Origin of the sequence: Xanthobacter agilis, assembly GCF_021730435.1 — a bacterium.
GTDB lineage: Bacteria > Pseudomonadota > Alphaproteobacteria > Rhizobiales > Xanthobacteraceae > Xanthobacter > Xanthobacter agilis.
The window spans coordinates 1-24,459 of sequence record NZ_JABWGX010000043.1; the positions used below are offsets into that span (position 1 = coordinate 1).

Consider the following 24,459-nt stretch of genomic DNA (forward strand, 5'->3'; position numbering starts at 1 on the left):
CTGTCCGCACGCGGACAGGCCCCCTTCTGCATTCCGTGCCTCGGATCGGCCGTCAATGCACGGGGTGCACCTCGCCCATCTCGTGGTCGAGATAGAGGAAGCCCGGATGCTCCCGGCGCGCCGAGGTGCGCACGAAGGAGACGTCGGGATGGCGCCGGATGATCTCGGCAGGGTCGGTGGCCGCGGGCACCACCGCGCGCGGTGCGAAGGGATCGAGCGAGTTGACGGTCCAGTTTAGGCGGTCGATGCGCCCCTCGAAATAATTGCCGGTCCGCGTCACGCCCTGCGGCAGCGCGTCGAAATGGGAGCGGACGCGCTTGCCGGTGTTCTGCACCAAGACGCTCACATTGTAGCCGTCGGTGGCCACATGGGCGTCCGAGCAGTCGAAGCCGGAGCGGATCAGGTTGATGAGCAGCAGGCCGGCGTTCCATAAGGTGACGTGGGCGAAGGTCATCTCATGCTTGAGCGGCGGCACCGTCAGCCCCACCCAGCCGCCCGGCTTCAGGTCCCGGCGGAGCTTCGCCAGGAATACGCCGGGGTTCTGCACATGCTCCAGCACATGGCTTGCCCAGATGAAATCGTAAGGGGTGGCCGGCTGGTAGTTCTCATAAAAGCCGGTGAAGACGAGCGGTGTGCCGGTGGCCCGCGCGTCGATGATGTCCACCTCAAGGCCGGGGATGGACTTGCGGAAGAAGCGGGCATGGATGCCGTGGGCGCCGCCGATGTCCAGCAGCCGGGGCGCCGCGTGCGCCTCGCGGCGTGCGATCTCCACCAGCTCCAGGCTCGCGAGGGCAGCGCGGAAGGCGCGCTTGCGGCCGTGGTTGGGTGTGCTGTCCTTGGGCGCGGGGGCGTCCGCGCCCTCCGGTCGCCGCCTGCCGAGCACGGTCCGGAACATCGCATCGAGTCTCATGAAGAAAGCCTGCCCTGTACAACCAAGCCGTGGTCCGACATGAGCTTCACCCATGGGCCTTGGTCAAGCCCGCGCGGCCCGTTCCGGCGCATAAGCGCCACATCTGCCGCCGGCCGTGTCGCGCCGACCGCTGCGAGGGTTCCCCGCGCGGCGGTGGCATGGGCGTGGATCCCCGTTATGCTGTGACGCGTGCCGGGAGCGGCGCCGCGACGCGCTGTGTGTCGTGGCGGCTTCTTGTGGAGACCGAAGGCCATGAGCGTCGTGCCCTGTCCCGATCCCGCGCCCGGCGATGCCGCCGGCTGCGCGGCGGTGGAAACCGTGCTCGTTCCGCGCCGCCGGGACATCGGCGGCATGGAGGTGGGGCGGGTGCTGCCCTCGGCCCAGGGGCAGATGATCGGCCCGTTCATTTTCTTCGACCGCATGGGGCCGGTGCGGTTCGGACCCCATCAGGCGGAAGACGTGCTGCCGCATCCGCACATCGGCCTTGCCACGGTCACCTACCTGCTCGACGGAACCATGACCCATCGGGACAGCCTCGGCACCGCGCAGGTCATCACCCCCGGCGCGGTCAACCTGATGACCGCTGGGCGCGGCATCGTGCATTCCGAGCGCCACGACGCGCGGGTGAAGAGCGCTGGCGGGACATTGTCCGGCGTGCAGATCTGGCTGGCGCTGCCGGAGGCGCGGGAGGACGGGCCACCCGATTTCGTCCATGCGGCGGCCGATGCGTTGCCGCGGGTCGAGGATGGCGGGCTTTCGGCGCGGGTGATCCTCGGCACGGCGTTCGGCGCGCGCTCGCCGGTGCCGGTGGCCTCGCCGGCGGTCTATGTGGACGCTTGCCTTGCGGCGGGCGCCACGCTGCCCCTCGATGCCGGGCACGAGGAGCGGGCGCTGTTCATCCTGGAAGGGGAGGTGGAGGTGGACGGCACCGCCTTTGCCGAAGGTCGAATGCTGATGATCCGCAACGGCCTTTCGACCCAGGCGCGGGCGCGCACGACGGCGCGGGTGCTGCTGCTCGGCGGCGCGGCGCTGGACGGCCCGCGCTACATCTGGTGGAATTTTGTCTCCTCGCGCCTGGAGCGCATCGCGCACGCGCGCGAGGCGTGGCGACAAGGCCGGTTCGATTTGATCCCCACCGACCGCGACACCTTCATTCCCGCACCTGATGATGGTCCCGGCCGCCCGCGCGCCCAGCGTCCGCGCGGCGTGTAGGGTGGTCGCCCACGCCTGCGGCCGGCGCCGGGTCCGGCGCGCCGGGAGGCAGTGAGGGGACATAGGCCTCGTCGCAGATTGGGGCCTCGTCGCAGATGGGGGCCGGTGGGTCGCGGAGGATGGAGGGCGGGTCGCTCGCGGGAAAGCTCTGGTCCAGCTCGGCATCGAGCTGGAGGCCGACGGATGCGGCGGTGCGGCACGCATCCGCCGGCGTGGCGCCGTGGGGGCTGCGGGTCTTGGTCATGGAGACCTCCTGGCGCCCGGGCCGCAGGTCGCGGCTCAGGGCCAAGGGGGAACGGCGGCGCCGCGGGCCGGTTCCGCTCTCGCAGCTCACGCCTTGAGGAGCACCGCCGCCGGGAAGCTGTGCAACGCCTCCGAAATGAGGATGCGGCCATGCCGACATTCCAGGTCGCGCCCGGTGAGGGCGTCGCGATAGCTGCCGTCGCCGAGGCCGGGCAGGGGCACGCAGGTGTCGCCCCAGCGGGATGGCGGCACCCTCGGCACGGCGGGTGGTGCCAAGGCGGAGGGGCCATCGAGCAGGTGGGCGGCCAGCCGCGTCACCACCGTGACGGCGGCCTGATCCCTGTGGCGGCGGGCGAAGGCCAGCACCTGGGGCGCGTGTCGGCCCTCCACGGTCAGGGGCAGATAGTCGCCATCGTGGAACAGGGCCGGCCATGCGGCGCGCAGGTGAAGCAGGCGGCCGAGCACCGCCTGCTTCACGCGGCCATCCTGGGGGCTCTCCAGCATCTGGTCGGGCGTGTCGCCGGTGGTGAGGCCGTGCGCGCGGGCGCGGTAATCCACCGCGCGCGCCTGATCGATCGCGCCCAGGCTCTGGTCCCAGAACTCGCAGCCCTGGAACAGCTCGGGGACGCCGGGGACGGTGCATTTCAGCACGGTCTGGGACAAAGCGTTGAGGGTACCGGCGGCGACCAGTCGTGGCACGTGATCGGCGATCATCCGGCGCGCCGGAAGGCCGTCCGGGCTCTCCAGCAGGGCGGCGAGAAAGGTCATGCACCCCGCTTCGTAATCGGCATCGCCGAAGTGCGGATCGGTGCGCCGGCGGGCGGCCCGCACCACATTCAGCCACCAGGCCCGGAGCCGGCTATGCAGATCGGCGAGCCCGAGCGCGTCGTCGGGCTCCAGAGCCGACGGCCAGACACCGACCAGGGCCTGCGCCAGCACGACCGTATCGGCGGGTTCGGGCGCAACCCCGTCCACAAGACGGGAGCGGAACGGCTGCGTGCTCTCCAGGAAGTGCCGCAGCACCGGCTCCCAGTCCCGCGGGGCCTCGCTGAGCACCGCGATCCGCATGCGGGTATCCTCGCCCAGGCGTTGGCCGGGGCCGCCGGTGGGGGTGAAGGCATGGGGGCTGCGGGCCGCGCGAGCTGTCATGCGGGCGTGGAAGGCGTCCGGCCTCAAACCCGCCTGCGACAGGTCCGCCCCGGCTTCGTTGCGGGAGATGAGACGGCCGTAGCGGGAGAACAGCATCTCGTCCGTGCTGACCTGCGCGAGCGCGGCGGTGAGCTGCTGGACCGCCGCGATCGCCTGCTCCCGCGCGCCGGCCTGCTCGAAGTCGCGTACGCTGCGCGGGGCCACGCCGCCGAGCCAGTCGCTCACATGGTCCGCCACCAGGGCGTCGGCGGGGGAGAGCTGGCGCCGCGCGCGCTTCAGGGCGGCGGCGAACAGGGCCGTGTCGGCCGGGGCGAAACCGTCGAGATCCCCATAGGTGCGGGGCACGGGGAGGGCGATCGCGACCTCGCTCACCACCCGCGCGAGCGCCGCGCGCGTGGCGTCGCGGGTGGCGAGATCGGCCTCGGCCACCTCGTGGAGCGCTTGCACCGCGCCGTCGAGCTGGGCGCCGAAGATGGTGCGCAGGGCCTGGCGCCTGGCTGCGGCCTGTTGTTCGTCCAGGCGCTGCCGCTCGCCGGTGGCGCCGATCCACAGGTCGGACAGGGCGCCGCCGCCGCCCGCATCATGCAACACCGCCGACAGGGCGTCCTGAACCTCGGCGCCGGCGGTGCCGGCGACATCCCAGCCCTCCGGGAGCGCATCGCCGATCGGCACCGTGTCGGCGATGAGGATCGCGGCGGGCCGGGCGGTGGCGCCGCGGTGGGCCTGGGTCTCCAGTTTCAGCCGCAGGCGGCGGGCATAGCCGGCGGGGTCTGCCAGCAGGTCCCATTGGCGGATGACGAAGCCGTCGAGCAGCCCTTCGCCATAAAGGCGCAGCAAGGTGCCGTGGGTGGCGTCGAAGACATCCGGGCGCTCCATCCTCAAGGCGGCAAGGGCGGTGGTGTCGGGAAGGCGCCGCCAGTTCAGGGCGTCGGCGGCGGTGCCCCACCAGGCAAGACGGTAGTTTTGCCGCTCCAACAGGTGGTGCAGGCGGGCGCGCCCGGGGTCGGTCCGGGGGTCGAAGGCACCGACCGCGGCGGCCACCAGGGCGCGCCCCTCCGGCCCGGCGGCCTTGGCGGACAGCTCGCGCCGCGCGGCCGCGACCTGTTCGGCGGACGGCCGCAGGCGCGACAGGCCGGCGAAGGGGGCCGCGAGCGCCGCGGCGTCGGCAAGGCCCGCGGCCTCCAGCACGGCGGCGTAGTCCAGAGGGCAAATGGGAAAGGCGTGCTCCCGGTGGCGCACCAGCAGGACGCCGCGCGCGCTGTCGAACGCGAGCTGAAGGGCGCCGTCTTGCAGGGCGGCGCCGTAAGGCCGGTCCAGGAACGGGAGCAGGAGACGGTTGCGCAGGCTCGCATCGGCGCTTCGCCAATCCACGTCGAGCCAATGGGCGTGCGCGCTGTCTCGCCCCCATTCCATGAGGTCGCGCCAAACGTCGTTGTCGTCCCCGCCGACGGCCATGGCGGCGGGCGTCACATCGACAATGAGGCCCATGTGGCGCCGGCGCAGCTCATGCACCAGCCGGTGCAGTCCCTCCTCGCCGCCGATGCGCGGGTCGACGGTGGCGTGGTCCACCACCCCGCCGAAGAGGCCGGGCCGGCTGGAGAGCAGCGGCGAAATCGCCATGTGGCTGAGGCCGAGGTCGGCGAAATAGTCCACCTGCGCCGCCGCCGCGTCGAGGGGAAAGCCGGAGTCGATCTGGAGCCGAACGGCGCCATGCGGCGGGGTCACAGGTTGCCTCGCGCCGTGTGGGGGATGGGACTGGTCGCGGTGTTTCCGTTTACGGCACCGGGTGCGCCGCCGCCGGTTCGCGGATGGGGGCGACGGGCGGTCCCGCGAACGGAGCCGGTGTCGCGCCAGCCACGGACGTGCGCGGTCACGGCTGGCGTGGCAACGCCGCAAAACCCTTGAACACTCACGCCTTCGCCCCCTTGCCCTGGCGGTCCTGGAGCCGCCGTGGCGCGGCGGGCACAGGGGCCGCCGGTCGTCCGCCGCCATCCCGATCCGGCCGGGAGTGTAGAGGCTTTTCCCCCGGCGTTGAATCGCGAAAGTCGCGCCGCCCCTGGCCATGTGAGCTTGATCTTATACCAAAGGCCCGTGAGCGTGACTCACGGGCCTTTGGTCAAGCCCGCGCGGCGCCTGAGCGAACCCACTCGGCACCGGTCAAAGACCGGGGCCGATGGTATTAACGCGCGACGGCCGCCGGGCGGGACCCGGCGGCCGTCAGTGTCGTGCCTGTGCCGCCGGCCGCTGGGGCCGGGGCGCTCTGTCAGTGGCCGAACGCCTTCACGATCTCCTCGGTGACCTTCTTGGCGTCGCCGAACAGCATCATGGTATTGTCGCGGAAGAACAGTTCGTTCTCCACGCCGGCATAGCCGGCCGCCATGCCGCGCTTGATGAAGAGCACGGTCTTGGCCTTCTCCACGTCCAGCACAGGCATGCCGAAGATGGGGGAGGCGGGGTCGGTCTTGGCGGCCGGGTTGGTCACGTCGTTGGCGCCGATGACGAAGGCGACATCCGCCTGAGCGAACTCGGAATTGATGTCCTCAAGCTCGAACACTTCGTCGTAGGGCACCTGGGCTTCGGCCAGGAGCACGTTCATGTGGCCCGGCATGCGACCCGCCACCGGGTGGATGGCGTACTTCACCTCGACGCCTTCCTCCTTGAGGAACTCGGCCATTTCGCGCAGGGCGTGCTGGGCCTGGGCCACCGCCATGCCGTAGCCGGGCACGATGATGACCTTCTCGGCGTTGCGCATGATGTAGGCGGCGTCGTCCGCCGAGCCCTGCTTGACCGGCCGGTCCTCGCCCTTGCCGCCCGCGCCGGCCGCCGCGGCATCGCCGCCGAAGCCGCCGAGGATGACGGAGATGAACGACCGGTTCATGCCCTTGCACATGATGTAGCTGAGGATGGCGCCCGAGGACCCCACCAGCGCGCCGGTGATGATGAGCGCGGTGTTGCCCAGGGTGAAGCCGATGCCGGCCGCCGCCCAGCCCGAGTAGGAGTTCAGCATCGAGACCACGACGGGCATGTCCGCGCCGCCGATGGGGATGATGAGCAGCCCGCCGAGCACCAGCGAGAGCACGGTGATGATCCAGAACAGCGCGATCGAGCCGGTGTTCACGAAAGCGATGATGAGGATGATCAGCAGCAGGGCGAGGCCGCCGTTGATGAAGTGCCGAGCCGGCAACATGATCGGCTTGCCGCTCATGTTGCCGTTGAGCTTGGCGAAGGCGATCAGCGAGCCGGTGAAGGTGATGGCGCCGATGGCCACACCCAGCGACATTTCCACGAGGCTCGCCCCGTGCAGGTGGCCGGGATCGCCGATGCCGAAGGCGCGCGGCGCATAGAGGGCGGCGGCCGCCACCAGCACCGCCGCGAGGCCCACCAGCGAATGGAAGGCGGCGACCAGTTGCGGCATGGCCGTCATGGCGATGCGCTTGGCCACCACGGCACCGATGCCGCCGCCGATGGCGAGGCCGGCGACCACCAGCACCCAGCCCACCGCGTCAGACGGCGGCTGCAGGGCCAAAGTGGTGAGCACGGCGATGGTCATGCCCACCATGCCGAACAGGTTGCCCCGCCGCGACGTGGTGGGATGGCTGAGGCCCCGCAGGGCCAGGATGAACAGGACGCCCGCAACGAGATAGAGCAGGGCCGCGATATCGACGGTCATCTCTCGGGCCTCACTTCTTCTTTGAGTACATGGCGAGCATGCGGCTGGTCACCATGAACCCGCCGAAGATGTTCACCGCCGCCAGGATGAGGGCGATGAAGCCGAAGATGCGCGCCCACCAGGCGTGGGAGGGATCGCCCACGGTGGTGACGCCCACGGCGAGCAGAGCGCCCACCACGATCACCGACGAGATGGCGTTGGTGACGCTCATCAACGGCGTGTGCAGGGCGGGGGTCACCGACCACACCACGTAATAACCGACGAACACCGCCAGCACGAAGATGGACAGGCGGAACACGAACGGGTCGATGGCGCCGCCGGTGGCGGAGCTTGCCGCCGCGCCGAGGGCGGCGGCCGCCTGGTCGGCATAGATCTGGGCGGCGTCGGCCGCCTGGCGGGCGACCTCGGCGAAGCCCCGCGCTTGGGCTGCGGCGTCCGCCGCGGTCTGGGCTGCAACGGGATTCATCACGCGGCTCCCTCAGAGGTTGGCGAGACGGTCTTGGGGGCGAAGCTCGGATGCACGACGGCGCCGTCGCGGGTGATGAGGGTGGCCTTCACCAGTTCGTCGTCCCACTTGACCGCCAGCGTCTTGGCCGACTTGTCCACCATGGTCTCAAAGAAGTTGTAGAGGTTCTTCGCGTAGAGCGGAGAGGCGGAGGCGGCGAGACGGCCCGGCATGTTGTGATGGCCGATGATCTTCACGCCGCCGATCTCCACCACCTCGCCGGCGACGGAGCCTTCCACATTGCCGCCGCGCTCCACCGCGAGGTCGACCACCACCGAGCCAGGGCGCATGGAGGCCACCATCTCGGCGCTCAGCAGGCGCGGCGCCGGCCGGCCGGGGATGAGGGCGGTGGTGACGACGATGTCCTGCTTCTTGATATGCTCGGCCACGAGCGCCGCCTGCTTGGCCTGGTATTCGGCCGACATGGGCTTGGCATAGCCGGTGGCGCTTTCCGCCTGCTTGAACTCCTCGTCTTCGACCGCGATGAACTTGGCGCCCAGCGAGGCCACCTGGTCCTTGGAAGCGGGGCGCACGTCGGTGGCGGTGACGATGGCGCCGAGGCGGCGCGCGGTGGCGATGGCCTGGAGGCCGGCGACGCCGGCACCCATCACGAACACCCGGCCCGCCGGCACGGTGCCGGCCGCGGTCATCATCTGCGGCAGGGCGCGGTTGAACTCGTAAGACGCATCGATGATGGCCCGGTAGCCGGCAAGGTTGGCCTGGGAGGACAGCACGTCCATCACCTGGGCGCGGGTGATGCGGGGCATCAGCTCCATGGCGAAGGCGCTGATGCCGGCCTTCGCCATGGCCTCTAGCGCCGCCTCATGGCCATGGGGGTCCATGATGGCGAGAACGATGGTTCCCGGTGTATACAACGAAAGTTCGGCTTCCTCCGGACGCCGAACTTTGAGTACCACTTGCGCACCGGAGAGGGCTTCGGCTGCGGAGGCGACGACGGCGGCGCCCGCTGCGATATATTCGGCATCAAGAATGCCGGCTTTGAGGCCCGCGCCGCTCTCGACGACGACAGTGCCGCCGAGGGCCACGAGACGCTTCACCGTATCCGGGGTCGCACCGACCCGCGGCTCGCCGAGGTGAACCTCGGCGACGACAGCGATTTTCATCTGAAATGTCTCCAGTGCTCCGGGCTTTCAAAGGGCTCAGAGGAGGAAGATCCACATTAGGACGAGCACGGCGGCGACCGTCAGGGTCCCCCATTTGGCAAGCGCCGTGAAGAGAGCGTATGTGCGCAGGTGCTCGGCATAATCATTGCCGCCGGCGGTGGCGTACTCAAGCGTCGCATGTTCCGCCATGTTCTTCTCCCTCGGCGCATAGCCTCTACGGCCTTTAACGGAGGCTCCGACATCTGGCAACCGCTGAACGCGGCGTACTTCAGCGTACATTAGAGTATCGCGCGCCGCCAACGGTCCATCAAGGGTCGGCGGCGTTCTTGCGATCATATGTTCTTGTTTTGTTCGCAGCGTGGTGTTAGCTTTCGATGCATGAGCCTCGATGCGCACATCCCCCCTGCTTCGCCGCCGGCGCTCCCCCTTCTGGAGGGCAAGCCGCACGCCTGTGATCCTGTCGCGCCGCGGGGCGCGGGTCGGCATGGGAGGGGCCCGTCGCACAAGAGCGCGCGCGCCGCGCCGCCCGAGGGTGTGGAGGCCGAGATGGGCGCTGCCGAGGCGAGCCTCACCGCGGGGCGTGCGCCCAAGCGGGCGCGGTCCAGCACGGTGCTGGGCCGACTGGAGGCGGATCGCGCGGCCATGGCGCGGGCGCAGGCCGACGCCGCGCGGGTGGCGGCGGGTGCGGACGCCGGCGACGGATCGCCTGCGCCGGCCACGGGTGCGCCTGGCATCGTCGCTCCGGCTGGAGCGTTGGTCGGGGCGCAGGTGGAGGCGCCGCGGCGGCGGGGGCGGGGTGCGGTCTCCAATGCGGCGGGTCGTTTCGAGCCGGCGGCGCGGGTGCGCTTCGACGATGGCTGGCAGAGCCTGGAGGATCTGCCGCCGTTCAAGACTGAGGTGACGGAGGAGCGGGCGCGCGCCGTCATCACCCGCAACCAGTCGCCGGATATCGGCTTCGATCGCTCCATCAACCCCTATCGCGGCTGCGAGCACGGCTGCGTCTACTGCTTCGCGCGGCCGACCCATGCCTATCACGGGCTCTCGGCCGGGCTCGATTTCGAGACCAAGCTGTTCGTGAAGCCGGACGCGCCGGAATTGCTGGCGCGGGAGCTGTCGCACCCCGGCTATCAGCCGCGGGTAATCGCCATGGGCACCAATACCGATCCCTACCAGCCGATCGAGCGGCAATATCAGGTCACGCGGCGCATCCTGGAGGTGCTGCGGGATTTCGGCCATCCGGTCGCCATTGTCACCAAATCGGCCCTGGTGGCGCGGGACATCGACATTCTTGCCCCCATGGCGGAAAAGGGGCTGGTGAAGGTGGCGGTGTCCATCACCACCCTCGATCCCCACCTCTCGCGCCTTATGGAGCCGCGCGCGGCAAGCCCGCAGCGGCGGCTCGGCACCCTCCAGCGCCTGAGCGAGGCCGGCATTCCGGCTGCGGTCATGACGGCGCCCCTCATTCCCGCCCTCAACGACATGGAGTTGGTGCGCATTCTCGACGCCGCGAAGGCCGCCGGCGCGCGGGAGGCGGGCTATGTGCTGCTGCGCCTGCCGCTGGAGGTGGCGGACCTGTTCCGGGAATGGCTGGTGACCCATTTCCCCGACAAGGCGCGGCATGTGCTGGCGCTGCTGCAGCAGATGCGCGGCGGCAAGGACTACGATTCCGCCTATGGCAGCCGCATGCGGGGGGAGGGGCCCTATGCCTGGACCCTCGGTCGCCGGTTCGAGATCGTCGCCCGCCGGCTGGGGCTGGACGGGCGCGGCGTGAAGCTTTCGACCGCCCATTTCCGCCATCCCAAGCCGATTGGTGAACAGCTCTCCCTGTTTGATTGAGGTGTCACATGTCGCCCGACGCGTCCTTTCACCTGAGCCTCGTGACCCTTGGCGTCGCCGATCTGGACCGCGCCCGCGCCTTCTACGTGGCCATGGGCCTCTTGCGAGGAGATCGGGACGCGCCCGGAATCGCCTTCTTCCGCGCCGGACCCGTGGTGCTCGCCCTTTATCCCCGCGACCGGCTGGCGGAGGATGCCGCCCTGGAGCCGGGTGGGGATCTTCCGGCGTTTCGGGGTCTCTCCCTGGCGTGCAATGTGCCGGAAGCCGACGCGGTCGCGGTCGTGATCGGGCGCGCGGTGGCCGCCGGCGGCACCTGCGTGAAGCCGGCCCAGGCGGTGTTCTGGGGCGGCACGAGCGGCTATTTCGCCGATCCCGACGGACATCTGTGGGAGGTCGCTCATAATCCCTTCTTCCCGCTGGATGTGGAGGGCCGGCTGACACTGCCCGACGCCGGCGCCTGAGCGGGGGGGGCTAAATTGGCGCAAAATTTGCTTTGATCTCCTGCGCCACGCGGTGCCATTCGCCCGCCGGTGTCCGGCGCGACGGTGCCGGGCGCAACGCCAATCCTTTCAGGGCGCCTGCCGGCGCCGGTACAGAGGCCGCGTCATGCCGCTTTATGGGTTCCATTGTCCGGATTGCGACACGAACAGCGAGTTGCTGGTCGGCATCTCCGATACCCCCGTGTGCCCCAAATGTGGCAGCCAGAAACTGGAGCGCCTGATGTCGCGCATCGCCCCCGACGCCAAGCTCAAGGCGGCGGCCAAGGTGTGGCGCAAGCAGGCGGAGCGGGAGGGGCACCTGAACAACTTCGGCAAGGGTGAGCGCGGCACCTGAACGCAGCGCGCCCGCCTGCGCGCGCGTGCGGCACGGGGATTCCCCGGCTTGCGCGCCGTGTCGGTTTCTCACGGGTGACGGGTCACCTCGGTTGACCTTGACCGAGCGGCGGAACGGGTCCGCGTTCCGACATCACCGCGTTCCCCACGCCTCCCGAGAGGCGTTTCCGCCGATGCCGCAGTCGTGCCATCGCCGATATGTCATCGCTTCCCCCCGCCGCCGCCTCGGTGGTGCCGCCCATGGACGATCGCTCCATCTCCTTCTAGAAGGCAGCAGTCCTGACCCGGCGGATGAGGTCGCATTGGCGCGCCGCTCTGGCGCGGGCGGAGATGACCGGCGGAGGAGCGAACGTGCCGCAGAACATGGCGCAAGGGGTGGCTCAAAACGCGGCGCAAGGCGCAAGGCCGGGCCCGAGCACGGACCCCGCGCGCGATGACCGCCCGCGAAGCCTTGGAACAGCCGCGCTGCACGGCTTGGGCTTCCTGATCCTGGTGGCCTTGATGACGGTGCTGATCGTCGTGCAGCAGCGGGCCTCGGGCGCCTATATGGCGGAGTTTTCGGCCAAGGGACCGGAGGAGGCGGGCCATGTGGTGACCGGCCTCATGATCGCCGATTATCTTGGCGCCGGCCTGCCCGCACCGCTCGCCTTCATTGCCGATTATGGCCTGCATTATCCGCGCGTGGTGCTCGGCCTGCAGCCGCCTTTCTATTATGTGTTGGAAGGCCTCTGGCTCCATCAGCTGGCGCCGTCGACGCCGGCGGTGCTGCTGCTGCCCGCGCTGCTGGCGGCGCTGCTCGTGGTCAGCGCCGGCTGGGCGACGGCACAGCGCATCGGCGTGTTGCCGGGGGTCGCGGTCGGGGCGGTGCTGATGGTGCTCCCCGCCCTGCGGGAGGCGACGCTGGTGGTCGGGCTCGACCTGCTGCTCGCCGTGTTGATGCTGCGCGCGGCCCTGGCCTATGCCGCCTTTCTCGATCATGAGCGGCTGCGCGATGGCCTGCTGTTCGGCCTTCTGGCGGCCGCCGCGATACTGACCAAGGTCACCGGCATCGCCCTGGTGTTGCTCCCGTTCCTCGCGGTGGTGGCGACCGGACGCCTCAGGCTGTTGCGGCGCCGCGCCTTCTGGCTGCCGCTGGTGCTGATCGCCGTGCTCGCCGGCCCCTGGACCCTCGGCACCCTGCCCATGGTGCGCGCCGCTTTGGCCGATGGGGTTCTGTCCCCGGTCGCGGTGGCGCCGCTCGCGATCGTGGGCGCGCTTGGCTTCGTCTTGACCGCCCTGGCGACCGCCGGCGCGTGTTTCGTCGCCCTGGACCTGCGCCGGGAAGCGGCGCCCCGCCTGCCCCTGGTCTTGCTGCTGCTGGCGGTGATTTTCGCCGGGACCCTCGCGCTGCTGCCCCAGGAGGGGGAAGCGCCGTGGCTGCCGCTGCTCGCACCCCTGGTCATGCTCGCGGCGGTCGGCGGGCTGCGTCTCATCGGGCTTGTCACCAGCGGTTGGCGCACGCTGGCCGGGCTGGCGGTGGCGCTGGTGATGCTGCTTGCCGCCTTTCCGGCGCTGCTGGTGCCGGTCACAAAGCCGGCGCTCGGCCTTGATGCGGTGGCTCAAACCTTCCTGGCCGATACCAGCCGCCCGCCGGCGCTCCTGGTGGTGGCGGACCGCGATGGCGAAGGCGCGCTGATCGCGGCGGTGGCCCAGCGTGACCGCGCGCGGCGCAGCTTCGTGGTGCCGGCGCGCGCTGCGCTCGCGGTGCCACAGCCCGGCCCGGCGCAAGGGGGCCTGCTGTATCCGACTCCCGAGGACCTGTTGGTCGGCCTCGACGGCATGGGTGTGGGCTATCTCGCCATCACCGGCGGCGCGCCGGGGGCGGATGGCTCGGTGCGCGGCGTGGTGGAAGCCGCGCTCGCGGTCCATCCGGAGCGCTTCCGGCTGCTCGGCCGTTTTTCGCGACCCGACGGGGGCGATGCGGCCCGGCTGTTTGCGATTCTCGAAGCGTCCGCCCCGGCGCAGCCGGAGACGGCGCCGGCCCCCTCGTCCGCCGCAACCCCGGCGCCATAGGAGGGCAGATGCGCGCTCTCGGCGACTATTCCCCGGCCGAATGGCTGACGGCGGTGCCGCTGACGCACCGCCTGCGGCGCCTGCGGAACCTCCTGGTGGACCGGATTTACCGGCGCCGGCGAGCGGCCGGGCAAGACGAACTGGTGGCCCACCTTTCCGGCCGCGAGGTTCTTGCCTTCACGGTTGCCTTCAACATGCCGGAGGCGGTGGCCCTGCTCGACGCCGCCATGGCCCGCCACCTGCCGGGCACGCCGCTGGTGGTGTGCGACAATTCCAGCCGGCCCGAGGCGCGGGCCGAGATCGCGGCCCTGTGCGCGGCGCGGGGCCTCGCGTATTGCCCACTACCGCCTTCGCCCTACCACGGCGCGCGCAATGGCTCGCGCTCGCACGCCGTGGCGCTCAACTGGATCCTCGCGAACCTGATCCGGCCCGCGGCGCCCCGCGTGTTCGCGCTCCTCGACCACGACCTGATCCCCCTGGCGCCCACGGATCTTTCGGCGCAGGTCGCGCGGCAGCCGTGCTATGGCATGGTGCGGACCGCAAGCACGGGCTCCGCCTGGTATCTGTGGCCCGGCTACAGCGTGTTCGATTATGCAGCCGTGAAGGATCTGCCCTTGGATTTCGGCACCGACACCCCGCTCACCCTCGATACCGGCGGGCAGAATTGGAGCGTGCTCTATCGCGGCCTCGATCGCGCGGCGCTGGCCTGGGCCGAGACGCGCACCGTGTACGTGACCGATCCGGAAACCGGAACCGACGAGCCGCATCTGCTGGCCGATAGCTGGCTGCACGCGGGTGGCGCCGGCCATGGCTGGCGGGATCGGGCCTTGGCCCATGTGCGGCAGGCGTTCGAGGCCGATCCCGACGGGCTCCTCGCGCGGCTGCGCGCCGGCGCTGGACATCGGCGCTCTGCCGCTGGAGTGCGGACATGAAGGGCCCCCAACTGCGGGCGTTGCGGCTCCGTCGCGCGAAATCCGTCGAGCCGCTGGTGTTCGCCGGGCGGCTGGCGCAGGTGCCGGGCCTGCCGTGGCTCAACCATGCGCGCTATGCCGTCCTCGACCGCCTTTATCGCAGCCGCGTCGCGGCGGGGCAGGATGCGGTGGTGCGCGCGTTGCGGGAGCTTGGCGCCGACACGCTGGCCCTCACCATCGCCTACAATGTGCCGGAAGCGGTGGCGCTGCTGGCCGATTCCATGGCCCGCTTCCTGCCGGATACGCCGCTTCTGGTGTGCGACAATTCCACCGAGCCCGAGGCCCGCGCGGCGCACGCGATCATCGCCGCCGAGAAGGGGCTGCCCTATCTGCCCCTGCCGCCGGCGCCGTTCGTGCGGGTGCGCTCGGCCCGTTCCCATGCGGCGGCGGCCAATTGGGTGTTTCACAATATCATCCGGCCGGTGGCGCCCAAGACCTTCGCCCTGCTCGACCATGATCTGGTGGCGCTGAAGCCCATGGATCTCGCGGCCACCGTGGCGCAGCAGCCGTGCTACGGGGTCAAGCGCTGGAGCTCGCGGGTCAAGGCCTGGTACCTGTGGCCGGGCTTCTCCGTGTTCGACGGCAGCTTGGCCGCCCTGGCGCTGGATTTCGGGCCAGACCGGCTGCTGGGCACGGATACCGGCGGGCGCAATTGGTATGCGCTCTATCGCGATCTCGATCCCAAGGCGCTCAAGTGGCCGAAGATGCGCACCGTGAGCGTGCCGGAGATCGACGGCGGCTGGAGCGAGCCGAAGATGCTGCTGGACGGCTGGCTGCATGTGGGGGGCGCCAGCTATCGCGGCGGGGTGAGCGCCCTCGATGCGGTGCGGCGCGCCTTCGATGCCGATCCCGAGGGGCTGTTCTCCCGCCTCGTGGACGTGGAGCCGCCCAAGGGTTGACGGCCGCGTCGAAAACGCCCGCGGCAAACAAAAACGCCGCCGGGCGAACCGGCGGCGTGGAATAAGGAGGTGGGGACACCAAGCGGCGTCCCCGATCCTTTGATCTTCCGCGTGACCTCACGCGGCGCGCATTGACGTGATGCGCGTTCACTCGGCGGCGGTGGGGGCCGGCGCCTTCTTCACCTTGCCGTCGGCGGTGCGGTCCTGGCGCTCGGCGATGCGGGCGGACTTGCCGCGACGGTCGCGCAGGTAATAGAGCTTGGCGCGACGCACCTTGCCGCGACGGACCACCTTGATGGAGTCGATCAGCGGCGAATAGACCGGGAACACGCGCTCCACGCCTTCGCCATAGGAAATCTTGCGGACCGTGAAGCTCTCGTTCAGGCCGCCGCCGGAGCGCGCGATGACCACGCCCTCATAGGCCTGCACGCGGGTGCGCTCGCCTTCGACGACCTTCACATTCACGATCACGGTATCACCCGGCTGGAATTCCGGGATTGCGCGCTTTTCGGCGAGTTTCGTCGCCTGCTCGGCTTCGAGCGTCTGGATAATGTTCATGTCACCAACCTCTAGCAGCGTCCTTTAAAAACGCGGATTCATCCGCGCCCGTCCCGGCGCCGCATCGTGTCGTTGTCAGTTCAGGGGACGCGGCTCCATAGCCGAGAATGAGGGCGGTGTCATTCTCTTTCCTGTCCCCGGTGGTCGCCGGGCGTTGGGGCGGTGCCCAGCAGGTCGGGACGGCGGGCGCGGGTGATGGCCTGTGCCTCGGCCTGGCGCCAGCGGGCGATGCGGGCATGGTCGCCGCTGGTGAGCACCTCGGGAATGGCGCGCCCCTCGAACTCCTGGGGGCGGGTATATTGCGGATATTCCAGGAGGTTCCTTGAAAAGCTCTCGTCCTCTCCGCTGGCGAGCTTGCCCATGACACCGGGGATCAGCCGCACGCAGGCGTCGAGCAGCAGGAGCGCCGCCGCTTCCCCGCCCGACAGCACCACGTCGCCGACGCAGATTTCCTCGAGCTGCCGTGTCGCGACGATGCGTTCGTCCACCCCCTCGAACCGGCCGCAGAGGATGACCGCGCCGGGGCCCGCCGCCAGCTCGCGTACCCGCGCCTGGGTGAGCGGGCGTCCGCGCGGCGTCATGAGCAGGCGCGGGCGGTCGTCGCCGGGCGGGGCGGCGGCATCGATGGCGCGGGCGAGCACATCGGCGCGCATCACCATGCCCGGCCCGCCGCCCGCTGGGGTGTCGTCCACCGAGCGGTGGCGGTCGAGCGCGAAATCGCGGATCTGCAGGGCGTCCAAGGTCCACAGTCCGCGCGCGAGGGCCTTGCCGGCGAGGGCATGGCCAAGGGGGCCGGGGAACATCTCCGGATAAAGGGTGAGGACGCTGGCCCGGAAAGTCATGGTGGAAACGGTCTCTTCTCCGGTCATTGGTGGGCCCGCGCGCCGGCTCCGCTCGCGGGGCGCGCTGCGGGCCGTATCCGCTCATGGGCGAGATGGGGGCCAAGGTCAAATGCCCAAGGTCAAATGCCCGCGGCCGGAGCCGGGCGGGGGGACCCAGGCGTCACAGAGCCGCGCATTGTCATCCCACGCGAACAGAGCTAGGTGTGGAGCATCCGCTATCATGCGGGATCAAGTGCTGCGGGGGCCTCCCTTGATCGAAGCTCCGTCCGGGTCACAGGGCGCAACCTGGTGCGAAAGTGATGGCGACATCTTGATCCGCATCCATTTCCTTTTCCACAAGCGCGCGCGCTGAAGGGCCGGACTCGTCGCCATGGCCACCAGCCTCACCCGTGACCGCACGCGTATCCTACCTTTCGCGGCGGAAGTTGGCGCCCTGGGCGTCGTCTTCGGCGATATCGGCACCAGTCCCCTTTATGCCTTGAAGCAGGGCGTGCTCGCCGTCGGCGGCACCAATTTCATGGGCGAGGACGTGCTGGGCCTGCTCTCGCTCATCACCTGGAGCATCATCCTCTCCGTCACGGTCAAATATGTGATGCTGGTGCTGCGGGCCGACAACGACGGCGAAGGCGGCATCCTCGCGCTGGTGACGCTGCTCGATCTGCATCGCAGCGCCCTGGGGCGGCGCTGGTATCTTCTGGCGGCCGGGCTCATCGGCTCGGCCATGCTCATCGGCGACGGCGTGCTGACGCCGGCCATGTCCGTGCTCTCGGCGATCGAGGGGCTGCAGGTGATTGCGCCGGAACTGGAGCACTGGGTGGTGATCCTCACCGTTCTGGTGCTGCTCGCCATCTTCCTGTCGCAGCGGCTCGGCACGGAGCGCATCGCCTCCTTCTTCGGCCCCATCATGCTGGTGTGGTTCGCCGCGCTGGCGGCCATGGGCGTCCACGGCATCGTGCAGGCGCCGCAGGTGCTGGCGGGGCTCGATCCGCGCCACGGCATCATGCTCATGGTCAATCATCCGGGGCTGGCGGGTGTCATCCTCGGCGCGTGCTTCCTGGCTGTCACCGGCGGCGAGGCGCTGTATGCGGACCTGGGCCATTTCGGCCGCAAGGTCATCGCCCGCGCCTGGCTGTTCGTGGCCATGCCGGCGCTGCTGCTCAATTATTTCGGGCAGGGGGCGATCTTGCTGGTGGACCCGAACGCGGTGCGCAATCCCTTCTACGATCTGTCGCCCGACCTGTTCGACGTGCCGCTCCTGTTCCTGGCCACGGCGGCGACGGTGATCGCCTCGCAATCCATCATCACCGGCGTGTTCTCGCTGGCCAAGCAGGCCATCGAGCTCGGCTACCTGCCGCCGATGCGCATCCGCTACACCTCCGAGCACAACGAGCAGCACATCTATGTGGGCCGCCTCAATTGGCTGCTCATGATCTCCTGTATCGCGGTGGTGATCGGCTTCGGCGCCTCGGAGAAGCTGGCCTCGGCCTACGGCATCGCGGTGGCGTTCGCCATGGTGACCACTTCGGTGCTGTTCATCGCCCAGGTGCATCGGGCCTGGGGCTGGCCGGCGCCGACGGTGTGGGTGATGGCGGTGTTCATGCTGACGGTGGACTTCGCCTTCGCCGCGGCCAATCTCACCAAGCTGCATGATGGCGGCTGGCTGCCGCTGACCATCGCCAGCGTCATCATCGTGGTCATGGTGAGCTGGCGCCGGGGGCTGGAGGCGGTGGTGGCGCAGCAGGTGCGCTTCACCGAGCCGCTCGATGCCTTCATGGGCCGCAAGGATCGGTCCGGCGACGTGGACAGCCCGCGCACGGCCATCTTCCTGTCGCGCGCGGGCGCCATGACGCCGGTGGCGCTGTCGCGCATGGCCGAATTGCTGAAGGTGCGGTTCGAGAAGGCGGTCATCGTCTCGGTCTGGATCGCGGCGCGGCCGCGCGTCTCGGTGGAAGACCGGGTGCGGATGACCACGCTCAACGAGAATTTCGTGCGGGTGGACCTGCGCTTCGGCTACATGCAGCAGATCGATGTGCCCTCCGTTCTCGGCCCGGCCCTGAGCGCGCGCGGCATCGATCCGGATGCGGCGGTCTATGTGATCGGCCACGAGCGCATTATCCCGCCCGACGAGGTGGTGCGGCTGCGGGACATCATCGCGCACGTCTTCGCCTTCCTGGCGCGCAATGCCGAGCGTTCCGTGGACCGCTTCGGCTTGCCACGGGCGCGCACGGTGGAGATCGGCTATCCCGTGAAAATGTGATGAAGCCGATGCGGGACCTGCCCGCAAGCTGACGCTTTTTAATGCTTTGTGCCGGCACGCGCGCCGAGAGGCCGGATCACCGGCCCTGCTCTCCGGAAGGGCTGGCGGAATATCAAGGGCGAGGACGCGGTTAGCTCGCCGAAGAAGCGGGCCATGGGCGCTTGAGTTGGTCCAGGGGCGGGGATGGTGGCGGTATGGGCGTGAGAGCAGGTCTTTCGAGGGTTTGGGTCTTCCTACGCGACAAGGTCGGTCTGCACGGTCTCGGGCTGGTGGCCAGCCTGGCGGTCATGGCGGTTGCCGCGGTGGCCTTGTACCATATGCTGCACAAGCTCGAGTTCGCGGCTGTGGTGAAGGCGCTGTCCCACAAGGACCCGCTGCACGTGGCCATCGCTTTCGTGCTGGTGGCCTGTGCCTATTTGACGCTGACCTTCTATGACTGGTTCGCCCTGAGAACCATCGGCAAGACCCAAGTGCCCTACCGGGTGGCGGCGCTGTCGGGCTTCTGTTCCTATTCCATCGGCCACAATGTGGGCTTCACCGTCTTCACCGGCGGCTCGGTGCGCTACCGCATCTATTCGGCCTGGGGCCTCGGCGCCATCGACGTGGCCAAGATCTGCTTCATCGCGGGCCTTACCTTCTGGCTCGGCAATCTGGCGGTGCTGGGGCTCGGCATCACCATCCATCCCGATGCCGCCACCGCCGTGGACCGCCTGCCGCCGGAGGTGAACCGGTTCATCGGCATCGGCGCCCTGACGTTGCTCGCGGTCTATGTGGCATGGGTGTCGGCGGCCCCGCGCAATATCGGCCGCTCATCGTGGTTCGTGACGCTGCCGGCGGGCCGCTCGACCTTGTTGCAGATGGGGATCGGGATCCTCGACCTCAGCCTGTGCGCGGCGGCCATGTACATGCTGATGCCGGCCCACCCCTATATTGATCCGGTGTCGCTGGCGGTCATCTTCGTCACCGCCACGCTGCTCGGCTTTGCCAGCCATGCGCCGGGTGGCCTCGGGGTGTTCGACGCGGCGCTGCTGCTGGCGTTGCCCCAGTTCGAGGCCAGCGAGATGGTGGGCGCGCTGCTGATCTTCCGGCTGTTCTATTACATCGTGCCGTTCTCCCTCGCGCTCACGCTGCTGGGCGTGCGGGAGATCCGCCTTGGCACCTTCAGTTTTGGCCGCCGCGCGGCCTGCGCAGCGCCCGCGGAAGCCGTCGATCCGCCAGTGCCGGGCGAGGCGTCCCAGGATACCCCCCGCGCGCCCGCCGATCTCGCCCGCCGGGCGGTTCGCTAGAGCATTTTCAAGCGAAGTGGCTTCCGGTTCGCATGAAGACCATGTGGGAAGGTAAAAACTGAGAGCGCACGACGTGAGCCGGTGCGAACGGAAAACGCTCTAAAGGTATTCCCTGCGGCAGGCCCTTGGCGTCGGACGTGACGGGACGCAAGGGGGAGCAATTTGGTGACGCGTTTGGCGGAGCCTGGCCGGGCGGACACAGGGCCAGCCATCCGCGCGGGATGACGGCGTGCTATCGCGGTGCGCTATTGCGGCTTGGCGGGCGTGCCGGGAAGGCCGAGGATGGAGCCGAACTTGCCTTGCGGCATCTTCACGACCTTTACCCCCGGCGGAAGCAGGAACCGCTTGGGGTCCTGGGGGCCGCGGGTGAGGCTCGCCACTTCGTAGAGCGTGCGCTTGGCCCCCTGGATCTCGGCTTCGGTGCGCAGGGCGATGCCGTCCGCCGTGATGCAGGCCGTGGTGGGGCCTAGCTTGCGGTCCACCGGCGGGTCCACCTGCCAGAGATCGCACGATTCGCCGGCGACCGCGGACCGACCGACCTTGCTGCCGGTGCCGGCCAGCGCGCCCACCACATATTCGGGCGGCAAGGCGATCTCCACCGCCACCTTTGGCATCTGCGGGCTCAGCATCAGCATGCGATGGGTGTTCAGGTCGATGATGCCGACCACGCTGCCGGGGACGTCCGGTTTCGTCATTTCCACGCGCATGCGGCCCTGGCTGTAGGCCATGTCCATCACCGCATTGCGCGGCAAATTCGCCTTCAGGTTGAAGTCCGCCGTGGGGAAGGGCAGCGGCTCTGCGATCGCGGTGCCGAGCCCGAGCCCCAACCCGAGCCCCAACCCCGCCCAGGTGGCGCGGCTGATGGCGGCTCGGCTGGACGCTCGAATGAATCGCATCACCAGCATGAGGCTCTCCCTGTTCGGACGGTGTCATAGCAGACCCATTCTTGTCGTCCGGTCACATCGGGTCGTGTTACGTTCACATTACGTCACCATTTGACACGGCGTCACCCTCGCCGACCGGCAAGGTGTCGCCGGTCGGCTCGCGTGGCGTTGGATTCTGTCTTAATGCCTTCGTATCCCGGCGCGATTCTCCCATCTTGATCCTGTGGGCGCGGCTGAGTCGACGGTATCCGCCCACGCGAAAAAATGGCGTCCGCTCAATGGGCTGCAACGGTCGCCGCATTGACCGCACCCGATCGGCCTGTTCCGCGCCGCGCACCGGGCCGCTCGGCGCGAGGGGGCGGTGTCGCGGGGCATCCTTGGGCGAGCCAGCGCGGCGGCAGGGGAGGGGCAGAGCGAAGAACGAAAGGGAAGGGCAGATGAGCGCGCAGGACAAGAGCGCGACCACACAGGTCGCCGGAGCGGTGCCGGTCTCGGCCGCAGGTCCGTTGGCGCCCTCCTTGGCGCATCCCGTGGCGCATCCTCTGGCCCGTCCCTTGGCGCATGTGCGCGGCGAGGGCTGGCGCTTGCTGCTGCTGGCCGCCGTCGTGGTCGCCGGGGCGGGAGGGGTTACGCTGGGCCTGCTTGATCCCCTGCTCGGCCTCGTCATGGGGGTCCTCCTGGGCGGCGCCATGGTCTGGCGGGTGCCGGGGCCGGCGCCCATCGTGGTGGCGCCTGCGGCTCCGGTCCCCGAGCGCGACGACGGGAAGGTGGCGGCGGTGGTCAGCGCCCTGCCCGAGCCGGCGCTGCTGCTGACGCCCGAAGGGGAGATCATGATCGCCAACGCCCGTGTAGGGCTTGCGATCGGGCCCGCGCGGGTGGGGGATCCACTGTCGTTCCTGGTGCGGGTGCCCGAGGTGCTCGACGCGGTGCGGGCGGCCGCAACCGATGGGCTGCCGCGCCGCGTGGAATTCGCCGAACGGGTGCCCCTGGACCGGTGGCTGGAGGCCCATGTGGTGCCTCTGCACCTGGACGCCGCAACCTGGAAGCAGCCGGGCGCCTCGCCTGACGCCGTGTTGCTGACGTTTCGCGACCTGACGCAACAGCGCCGCGTCGAGCAGATGCGGGCCGATTTCGTGGCCAATGCCAGCCATGAGCTGCGCACGCCCCTGGCCTCCCTGTCGGGCTTCATCGAGACGCTCCAGGGGCCAGCCCGCAATGATGTCGCCGCGCGGGAGCGCTTTTTGTCCATCATGGCCGCCCAGGCGCGGCGCATGTCCCGGCTGATCGACGATCTGCTCTCCTTGTCGCGCATCGAGCTGAACGCCCATGTGCAGCCGGAGACGGAGGTGGAGCTGTCGGCCATCGTGACCCATGTGTGCGACACCCTCACGCCCCTGGCGGCTGAGCGCAGCGTGGAACTGGAGCTGGATCGGGAGACGGCGGATCTACCGGTGCGCGGGGATCGGGACGAACTCATCCGGCTGTTTGAAAACCTGGTCGAAAATGCGCTGAAGTATGGCGCGGGCGGCAAGCAGGTCCGCGTCACCCTCAGCCGCGAGCCCGGCCCGCGCGGACCCGTGGGGGTGGTTTCCGTTCGCGATTTCGGCCCCGGCATTGCGCCGGAGCACCTGCCGCGCCTCACCGAACGCTTCTACCGCGTCGATGTGGCGGCGAGCCGGGACCAGGGCGGAACCGGCCTCGGCCTCGCCATCGTGAAGCACATCGTGGCGCGCCACCGGGGCCGCCTGGGCGTGGAAAGCACCCTCGGCGCCGGGGCGACTTTCTCCGTCCGCCTGGATCTTTCGTCGGGGAACTAAATTAGCGATGGTGTGACAGGCGCTTATTTCGTCATGCCTGTGTCACGTCGTGGTCATAGAACCTTGGCGCGCACGGATTAGAAGTTCGTCGCCCAGTGTTGCGTCACGGCCGGGGTCATGGGCGTGCCCTGCGAGTGCAAGAGGATGCATTCTGCGGGTGCGGATGGGGCCGCCGGGGTCGTCGGGCAGCAATGACATTGGCAAGGAGAGAAATCGTGAAGCTCACCACTGCTCTCGGCGCTTTCGCCGTGGCCGGCATGATGTTTGCCGGTAGCGCTCAGGCCGTCGACTTTACCGGCGCTGGCGCCTCCTTTCCCGCCCCCGTGTACCAGGCCTGGGGCGTGAAGTATAAAGAGAAGTCCGGCAATGCGCTGAACTACCAGTCCATTGGCTCGGGCGGTGGTCAGAACCAGATCATCAACCGCACCGTGGACTTCGGCGCTTCCGACGCCACTGTTCCCGCCGAGAAGCTGGCCGCCAACAAGCTGCTGCAGTTCCCGACCGTGATCGGCTCGGTGGTTGCGACCGTGAACCTGGACGGCGTCGTCACCAACCAGCTCAAGCTGACCGGTCCGGTGCTGGCCGACATCTATCTCGGCAAGATCACCAAGTGGGATGACAAGGCGATCGCCGACCTCAATCCCGGCGTGAAGCTGTCGTCGCAGGCGATCGTGCCCGTGTACCGTTCGGACGCTTCGGGCACCACGGCCATCTTCACCTCCTACCTCTCGGCCGTCAGCCCCGAGTGGAAGTCCAAGGTCGGCTCGGCCACCTCCGTGCAGTGGCCGGTCGGCTCGGGCGCCAAGGGCAACGAAGGCGTCACCGGCACTGTGAAGAACACCAAGGGTGGCGTCGGCTACGTGGAGTTCATCTACGCCGCCGCCAACAAGCTGGTGGTGACCCAGCTTCAGAACAAGGCCGGCAAGTTCGTGGAGCCCGACACCAAGGGCTTCGAGGCCGCCGCCGCCGCCGCCGACTGGGACAACGCTAAGGACTTCGCCGCGTCCATGATCGACGCCCCGGCCCCCGAGGCCTGGCCGATCGTCAGCCCCACCTATGTGCTGCTGCCCAAGGACCCCAAGAACGTCGAGGCCGCGCGCACGACCATGGAGTTCTTCAAGTGGGCCTACGGCAAGGAAGGCCGTGAGATCGCGGAGAAGCTCCACTATATCCCGCTGCCGGAATCGGTTGTGAAGCGGGTCGAGGAAGCCCTCAAGAAGGAAATCCTGACCCCCGAAGGCAAGCCGGTCCTCTGAGCCCGCGGGTTTGAACGGAAAGACCTCGTCCGCACCGGGTGCGGACGAGGTCACGGGAGCGGTTGCGGGTGATGTCGGCCCGTTACTGCCTTCCCGCGCCGGGGTGTTCCGGTGCGGCCTGCCCTCGGCGCCGTCCCTTCGGGGCGCGCGATGAC

At 69.3% G+C, this 24,459-nt stretch carries 21 protein-coding genes; 11 read left to right on the forward strand and 10 right to left on the reverse strand.

Going from position 1 to position 24,459, the window contains the following annotated elements:
* Positions 1-52: 52 nt before the first annotated feature.
* Entirely contained in the window at positions 53-910 is an 858-nt protein-coding gene (locus tag HUW53_RS20490) for a class I SAM-dependent methyltransferase (RefSeq protein WP_237347612.1), read from the reverse strand.
* Positions 911-1,162: 252 nt separating this feature from the next.
* Between HUW53_RS20490 and HUW53_RS20495 the strand changes: the two genes are divergently transcribed.
* Positions 1,163-2,122 (forward strand): pirin family protein, encoded by a 960-nt coding sequence (locus tag HUW53_RS20495; RefSeq protein WP_237347613.1) that lies wholly within the window; start codon positions 1,163-1,165, stop codon positions 2,120-2,122.
* On the opposite strand, the gene HUW53_RS20500 is transcribed toward HUW53_RS20495, so the two are convergent.
* The 6 genes from HUW53_RS20500 to HUW53_RS20525 all read right to left on the reverse strand — a co-directional run bounded on the left by HUW53_RS20500 (position 2,061) and on the right by HUW53_RS20525 (position 9,002).
* Positions 2,061-2,366, reverse strand: coding sequence for a hypothetical protein (locus HUW53_RS20500; protein ID WP_237347614.1), 306 nt, complete (start codon positions 2,364-2,366; stop codon positions 2,061-2,063). The two genes, HUW53_RS20495 and HUW53_RS20500, sit on opposite strands and share 62 nt — an antisense overlap.
* Before the next feature lie 86 nt (positions 2,367-2,452).
* Positions 2,453-5,239 carry a malto-oligosyltrehalose synthase gene (gene treY / locus HUW53_RS20505; protein WP_237347615.1) on the reverse strand — a complete coding sequence of 929 codons (2,787 nt, stop codon included), beginning with the start codon at positions 5,237-5,239 and terminating at the stop codon, positions 2,453-2,455.
* A 538-nt stretch (positions 5,240-5,777) separates the two neighbouring features.
* A complete protein-coding gene (locus HUW53_RS20510) occupies positions 5,778-7,184 on the reverse strand; it encodes an NAD(P)(+) transhydrogenase (Re/Si-specific) subunit beta (RefSeq protein WP_237347616.1) in 1,407 nt (468 codons plus the stop codon).
* Positions 7,185-7,194: 10 nt separating this feature from the next.
* On the reverse strand, positions 7,195-7,650 hold the full coding sequence (locus HUW53_RS20515; RefSeq protein WP_237347617.1) for a proton-translocating transhydrogenase family protein: 456 nt from the start codon (positions 7,648-7,650) through the stop codon (positions 7,195-7,197).
* Complete coding sequence (locus tag HUW53_RS20520) at positions 7,650-8,813, reverse strand: Re/Si-specific NAD(P)(+) transhydrogenase subunit alpha (RefSeq protein ID WP_237347618.1); 1,164 nt, start codon at positions 8,811-8,813, stop codon at positions 7,650-7,652. The genes HUW53_RS20515 and HUW53_RS20520 overlap by 1 nt, the downstream gene beginning before the upstream one ends.
* Positions 8,814-8,849: 36 nt before the next feature.
* Positions 8,850-9,002, reverse strand: coding sequence for an aa3-type cytochrome c oxidase subunit IV (locus HUW53_RS20525; protein WP_237347619.1), 153 nt, complete (start codon positions 9,000-9,002; stop codon positions 8,850-8,852).
* A 453-nt stretch (positions 9,003-9,455) separates the two neighbouring features.
* Between HUW53_RS20525 and HUW53_RS20530 the strand changes: the two genes are divergently transcribed.
* The 6 genes from HUW53_RS20530 to HUW53_RS20555 all read left to right on the forward strand — a co-directional run bounded on the left by HUW53_RS20530 (position 9,456) and on the right by HUW53_RS20555 (position 15,404).
* Positions 9,456-10,649 carry a PA0069 family radical SAM protein gene (locus tag HUW53_RS20530; protein ID WP_237347632.1) on the forward strand — a complete coding sequence of 398 codons (1,194 nt, stop codon included), beginning with the start codon at positions 9,456-9,458 and terminating at the stop codon, positions 10,647-10,649.
* 8 nt (positions 10,650-10,657) lie between these two features.
* Positions 10,658-11,110 (forward strand): VOC family protein, encoded by a 453-nt coding sequence (locus tag HUW53_RS20535; RefSeq protein ID WP_237347620.1) that lies wholly within the window; start codon positions 10,658-10,660, stop codon positions 11,108-11,110.
* 145 nt (positions 11,111-11,255) lie between these two features.
* Positions 11,256-11,483, forward strand: a complete 228-nt coding sequence (locus HUW53_RS20540; protein ID WP_237347621.1) for an FmdB family zinc ribbon protein — start codon at positions 11,256-11,258, stop codon at positions 11,481-11,483.
* Positions 11,484-11,956: 473 nt separating this feature from the next.
* On the forward strand, positions 11,957-13,534 hold the full coding sequence (locus HUW53_RS20545; protein ID WP_237347622.1) for a glycosyltransferase family 39 protein: 1,578 nt from the start codon (positions 11,957-11,959) through the stop codon (positions 13,532-13,534).
* Positions 13,535-13,542: 8 nt separating this feature from the next.
* On the forward strand, positions 13,543-14,466 hold the full coding sequence (locus HUW53_RS20550; protein ID WP_237347623.1) for a hypothetical protein: 924 nt from the start codon (positions 13,543-13,545) through the stop codon (positions 14,464-14,466).
* On the forward strand, positions 14,463-15,404 hold the full coding sequence (locus HUW53_RS20555; protein ID WP_237347624.1) for a hypothetical protein: 942 nt from the start codon (positions 14,463-14,465) through the stop codon (positions 15,402-15,404). The genes HUW53_RS20550 and HUW53_RS20555 overlap by 4 nt, the downstream gene beginning before the upstream one ends.
* A gap of 147 nt (positions 15,405-15,551) precedes the next feature.
* Here HUW53_RS20555 and rplS read toward each other — a convergent pair whose 3' ends face one another.
* Together rplS and trmD are read right to left on the reverse strand one after the other, a co-directional pair.
* Positions 15,552-15,962, reverse strand: a complete 411-nt coding sequence (gene rplS / locus HUW53_RS20560) for a 50S ribosomal protein L19 (RefSeq protein ID WP_237347625.1) — start codon at positions 15,960-15,962, stop codon at positions 15,552-15,554.
* A gap of 119 nt (positions 15,963-16,081) precedes the next feature.
* On the reverse strand, positions 16,082-16,804 hold the full coding sequence (gene trmD / locus HUW53_RS20565) for a tRNA (guanosine(37)-N1)-methyltransferase TrmD (protein WP_237347626.1): 723 nt from the start codon (positions 16,802-16,804) through the stop codon (positions 16,082-16,084).
* 370 nt (positions 16,805-17,174) lie between these two features.
* Between trmD and HUW53_RS20570 the strand changes: the two genes are divergently transcribed.
* Both HUW53_RS20570 and HUW53_RS20575 read left to right on the forward strand, forming a co-directional pair.
* Positions 17,175-19,061: a potassium transporter Kup gene (locus HUW53_RS20570; protein ID WP_237347627.1), complete on the forward strand. Its 1,887-nt coding sequence runs from the start codon at positions 17,175-17,177 to the stop codon at positions 19,059-19,061.
* 194 nt (positions 19,062-19,255) lie between these two features.
* The gene (locus HUW53_RS20575) at positions 19,256-20,347 is read left to right on the forward strand and encodes a putative bifunctional lysylphosphatidylglycerol flippase/synthetase (protein ID WP_237347628.1); all 1,092 of its coding nucleotides are present in this window, start codon (positions 19,256-19,258) and stop codon (positions 20,345-20,347) included.
* A gap of 245 nt (positions 20,348-20,592) precedes the next feature.
* Here HUW53_RS20575 and HUW53_RS20580 read toward each other — a convergent pair whose 3' ends face one another.
* On the reverse strand, positions 20,593-21,252 hold the full coding sequence (locus HUW53_RS20580; protein WP_237347629.1) for a hypothetical protein: 660 nt from the start codon (positions 21,250-21,252) through the stop codon (positions 20,593-20,595).
* A 416-nt stretch (positions 21,253-21,668) separates the two neighbouring features.
* Between HUW53_RS20580 and HUW53_RS20585 the strand changes: the two genes are divergently transcribed.
* Both HUW53_RS20585 and pstS read left to right on the forward strand, forming a co-directional pair.
* Positions 21,669-23,048: an ATP-binding protein gene (locus HUW53_RS20585; protein ID WP_237347630.1), complete on the forward strand. Its 1,380-nt coding sequence runs from the start codon at positions 21,669-21,671 to the stop codon at positions 23,046-23,048.
* A 215-nt stretch (positions 23,049-23,263) separates the two neighbouring features.
* Entirely contained in the window at positions 23,264-24,304 is a 1,041-nt protein-coding gene (gene pstS, locus HUW53_RS20590) for a phosphate ABC transporter substrate-binding protein PstS (RefSeq protein ID WP_237347631.1), read from the forward strand.
* The last annotated feature ends 155 nt before the right edge of the window (positions 24,305-24,459 follow it).

Coding starts and splice junctions, on each gene's coding strand:
- HUW53_RS20490 (WP_237347612.1), bottom strand. CDS start 910: ATGAGACTCGATGCGATGTTCCGGACCGTGCTCGGCAGGCGGCGACCG.
- HUW53_RS20495 (WP_237347613.1), top strand. CDS start 1,163: ATGAGCGTCGTGCCCTGTCCCGATCCCGCGCCCGGCGATGCCGCCGGC.
- HUW53_RS20500 (WP_237347614.1), bottom strand. CDS start 2,366: ATGACCAAGACCCGCAGCCCCCACGGCGCCACGCCGGCGGATGCGTGC.
- HUW53_RS20510 (WP_237347616.1), bottom strand. CDS start 7,184: ATGACCGTCGATATCGCGGCCCTGCTCTATCTCGTTGCGGGCGTCCTG.
- HUW53_RS20515 (WP_237347617.1), bottom strand. CDS start 7,650: ATGAATCCCGTTGCAGCCCAGACCGCGGCGGACGCCGCAGCCCAAGCG.
- HUW53_RS20520 (WP_237347618.1), bottom strand. CDS start 8,813: ATGAAAATCGCTGTCGTCGCCGAGGTTCACCTCGGCGAGCCGCGGGTC.
- HUW53_RS20525 (WP_237347619.1), bottom strand. CDS start 9,002: ATGGCGGAACATGCGACGCTTGAGTACGCCACCGCCGGCGGCAATGAT.
- HUW53_RS20530 (WP_237347632.1), top strand. CDS start 9,456: ATGGCGCGGGCGCAGGCCGACGCCGCGCGGGTGGCGGCGGGTGCGGAC.
- HUW53_RS20535 (WP_237347620.1), top strand. CDS start 10,658: ATGTCGCCCGACGCGTCCTTTCACCTGAGCCTCGTGACCCTTGGCGTC.
- HUW53_RS20540 (WP_237347621.1), top strand. CDS start 11,256: ATGCCGCTTTATGGGTTCCATTGTCCGGATTGCGACACGAACAGCGAG.
- HUW53_RS20550 (WP_237347623.1), top strand. CDS start 13,543: ATGCGCGCTCTCGGCGACTATTCCCCGGCCGAATGGCTGACGGCGGTG.
- HUW53_RS20555 (WP_237347624.1), top strand. CDS start 14,463: ATGAAGGGCCCCCAACTGCGGGCGTTGCGGCTCCGTCGCGCGAAATCC.
- rplS (WP_237347625.1), bottom strand. CDS start 15,962: ATGAACATTATCCAGACGCTCGAAGCCGAGCAGGCGACGAAACTCGCC.
- trmD (WP_237347626.1), bottom strand. CDS start 16,804: ATGACTTTCCGGGCCAGCGTCCTCACCCTTTATCCGGAGATGTTCCCC.
- HUW53_RS20570 (WP_237347627.1), top strand. CDS start 17,175: ATGGCCACCAGCCTCACCCGTGACCGCACGCGTATCCTACCTTTCGCG.
- HUW53_RS20575 (WP_237347628.1), top strand. CDS start 19,256: ATGGGCGTGAGAGCAGGTCTTTCGAGGGTTTGGGTCTTCCTACGCGAC.
- HUW53_RS20580 (WP_237347629.1), bottom strand. CDS start 21,252: ATGCTGGTGATGCGATTCATTCGAGCGTCCAGCCGAGCCGCCATCAGC.
- HUW53_RS20585 (WP_237347630.1), top strand. CDS start 21,669: ATGAGCGCGCAGGACAAGAGCGCGACCACACAGGTCGCCGGAGCGGTG.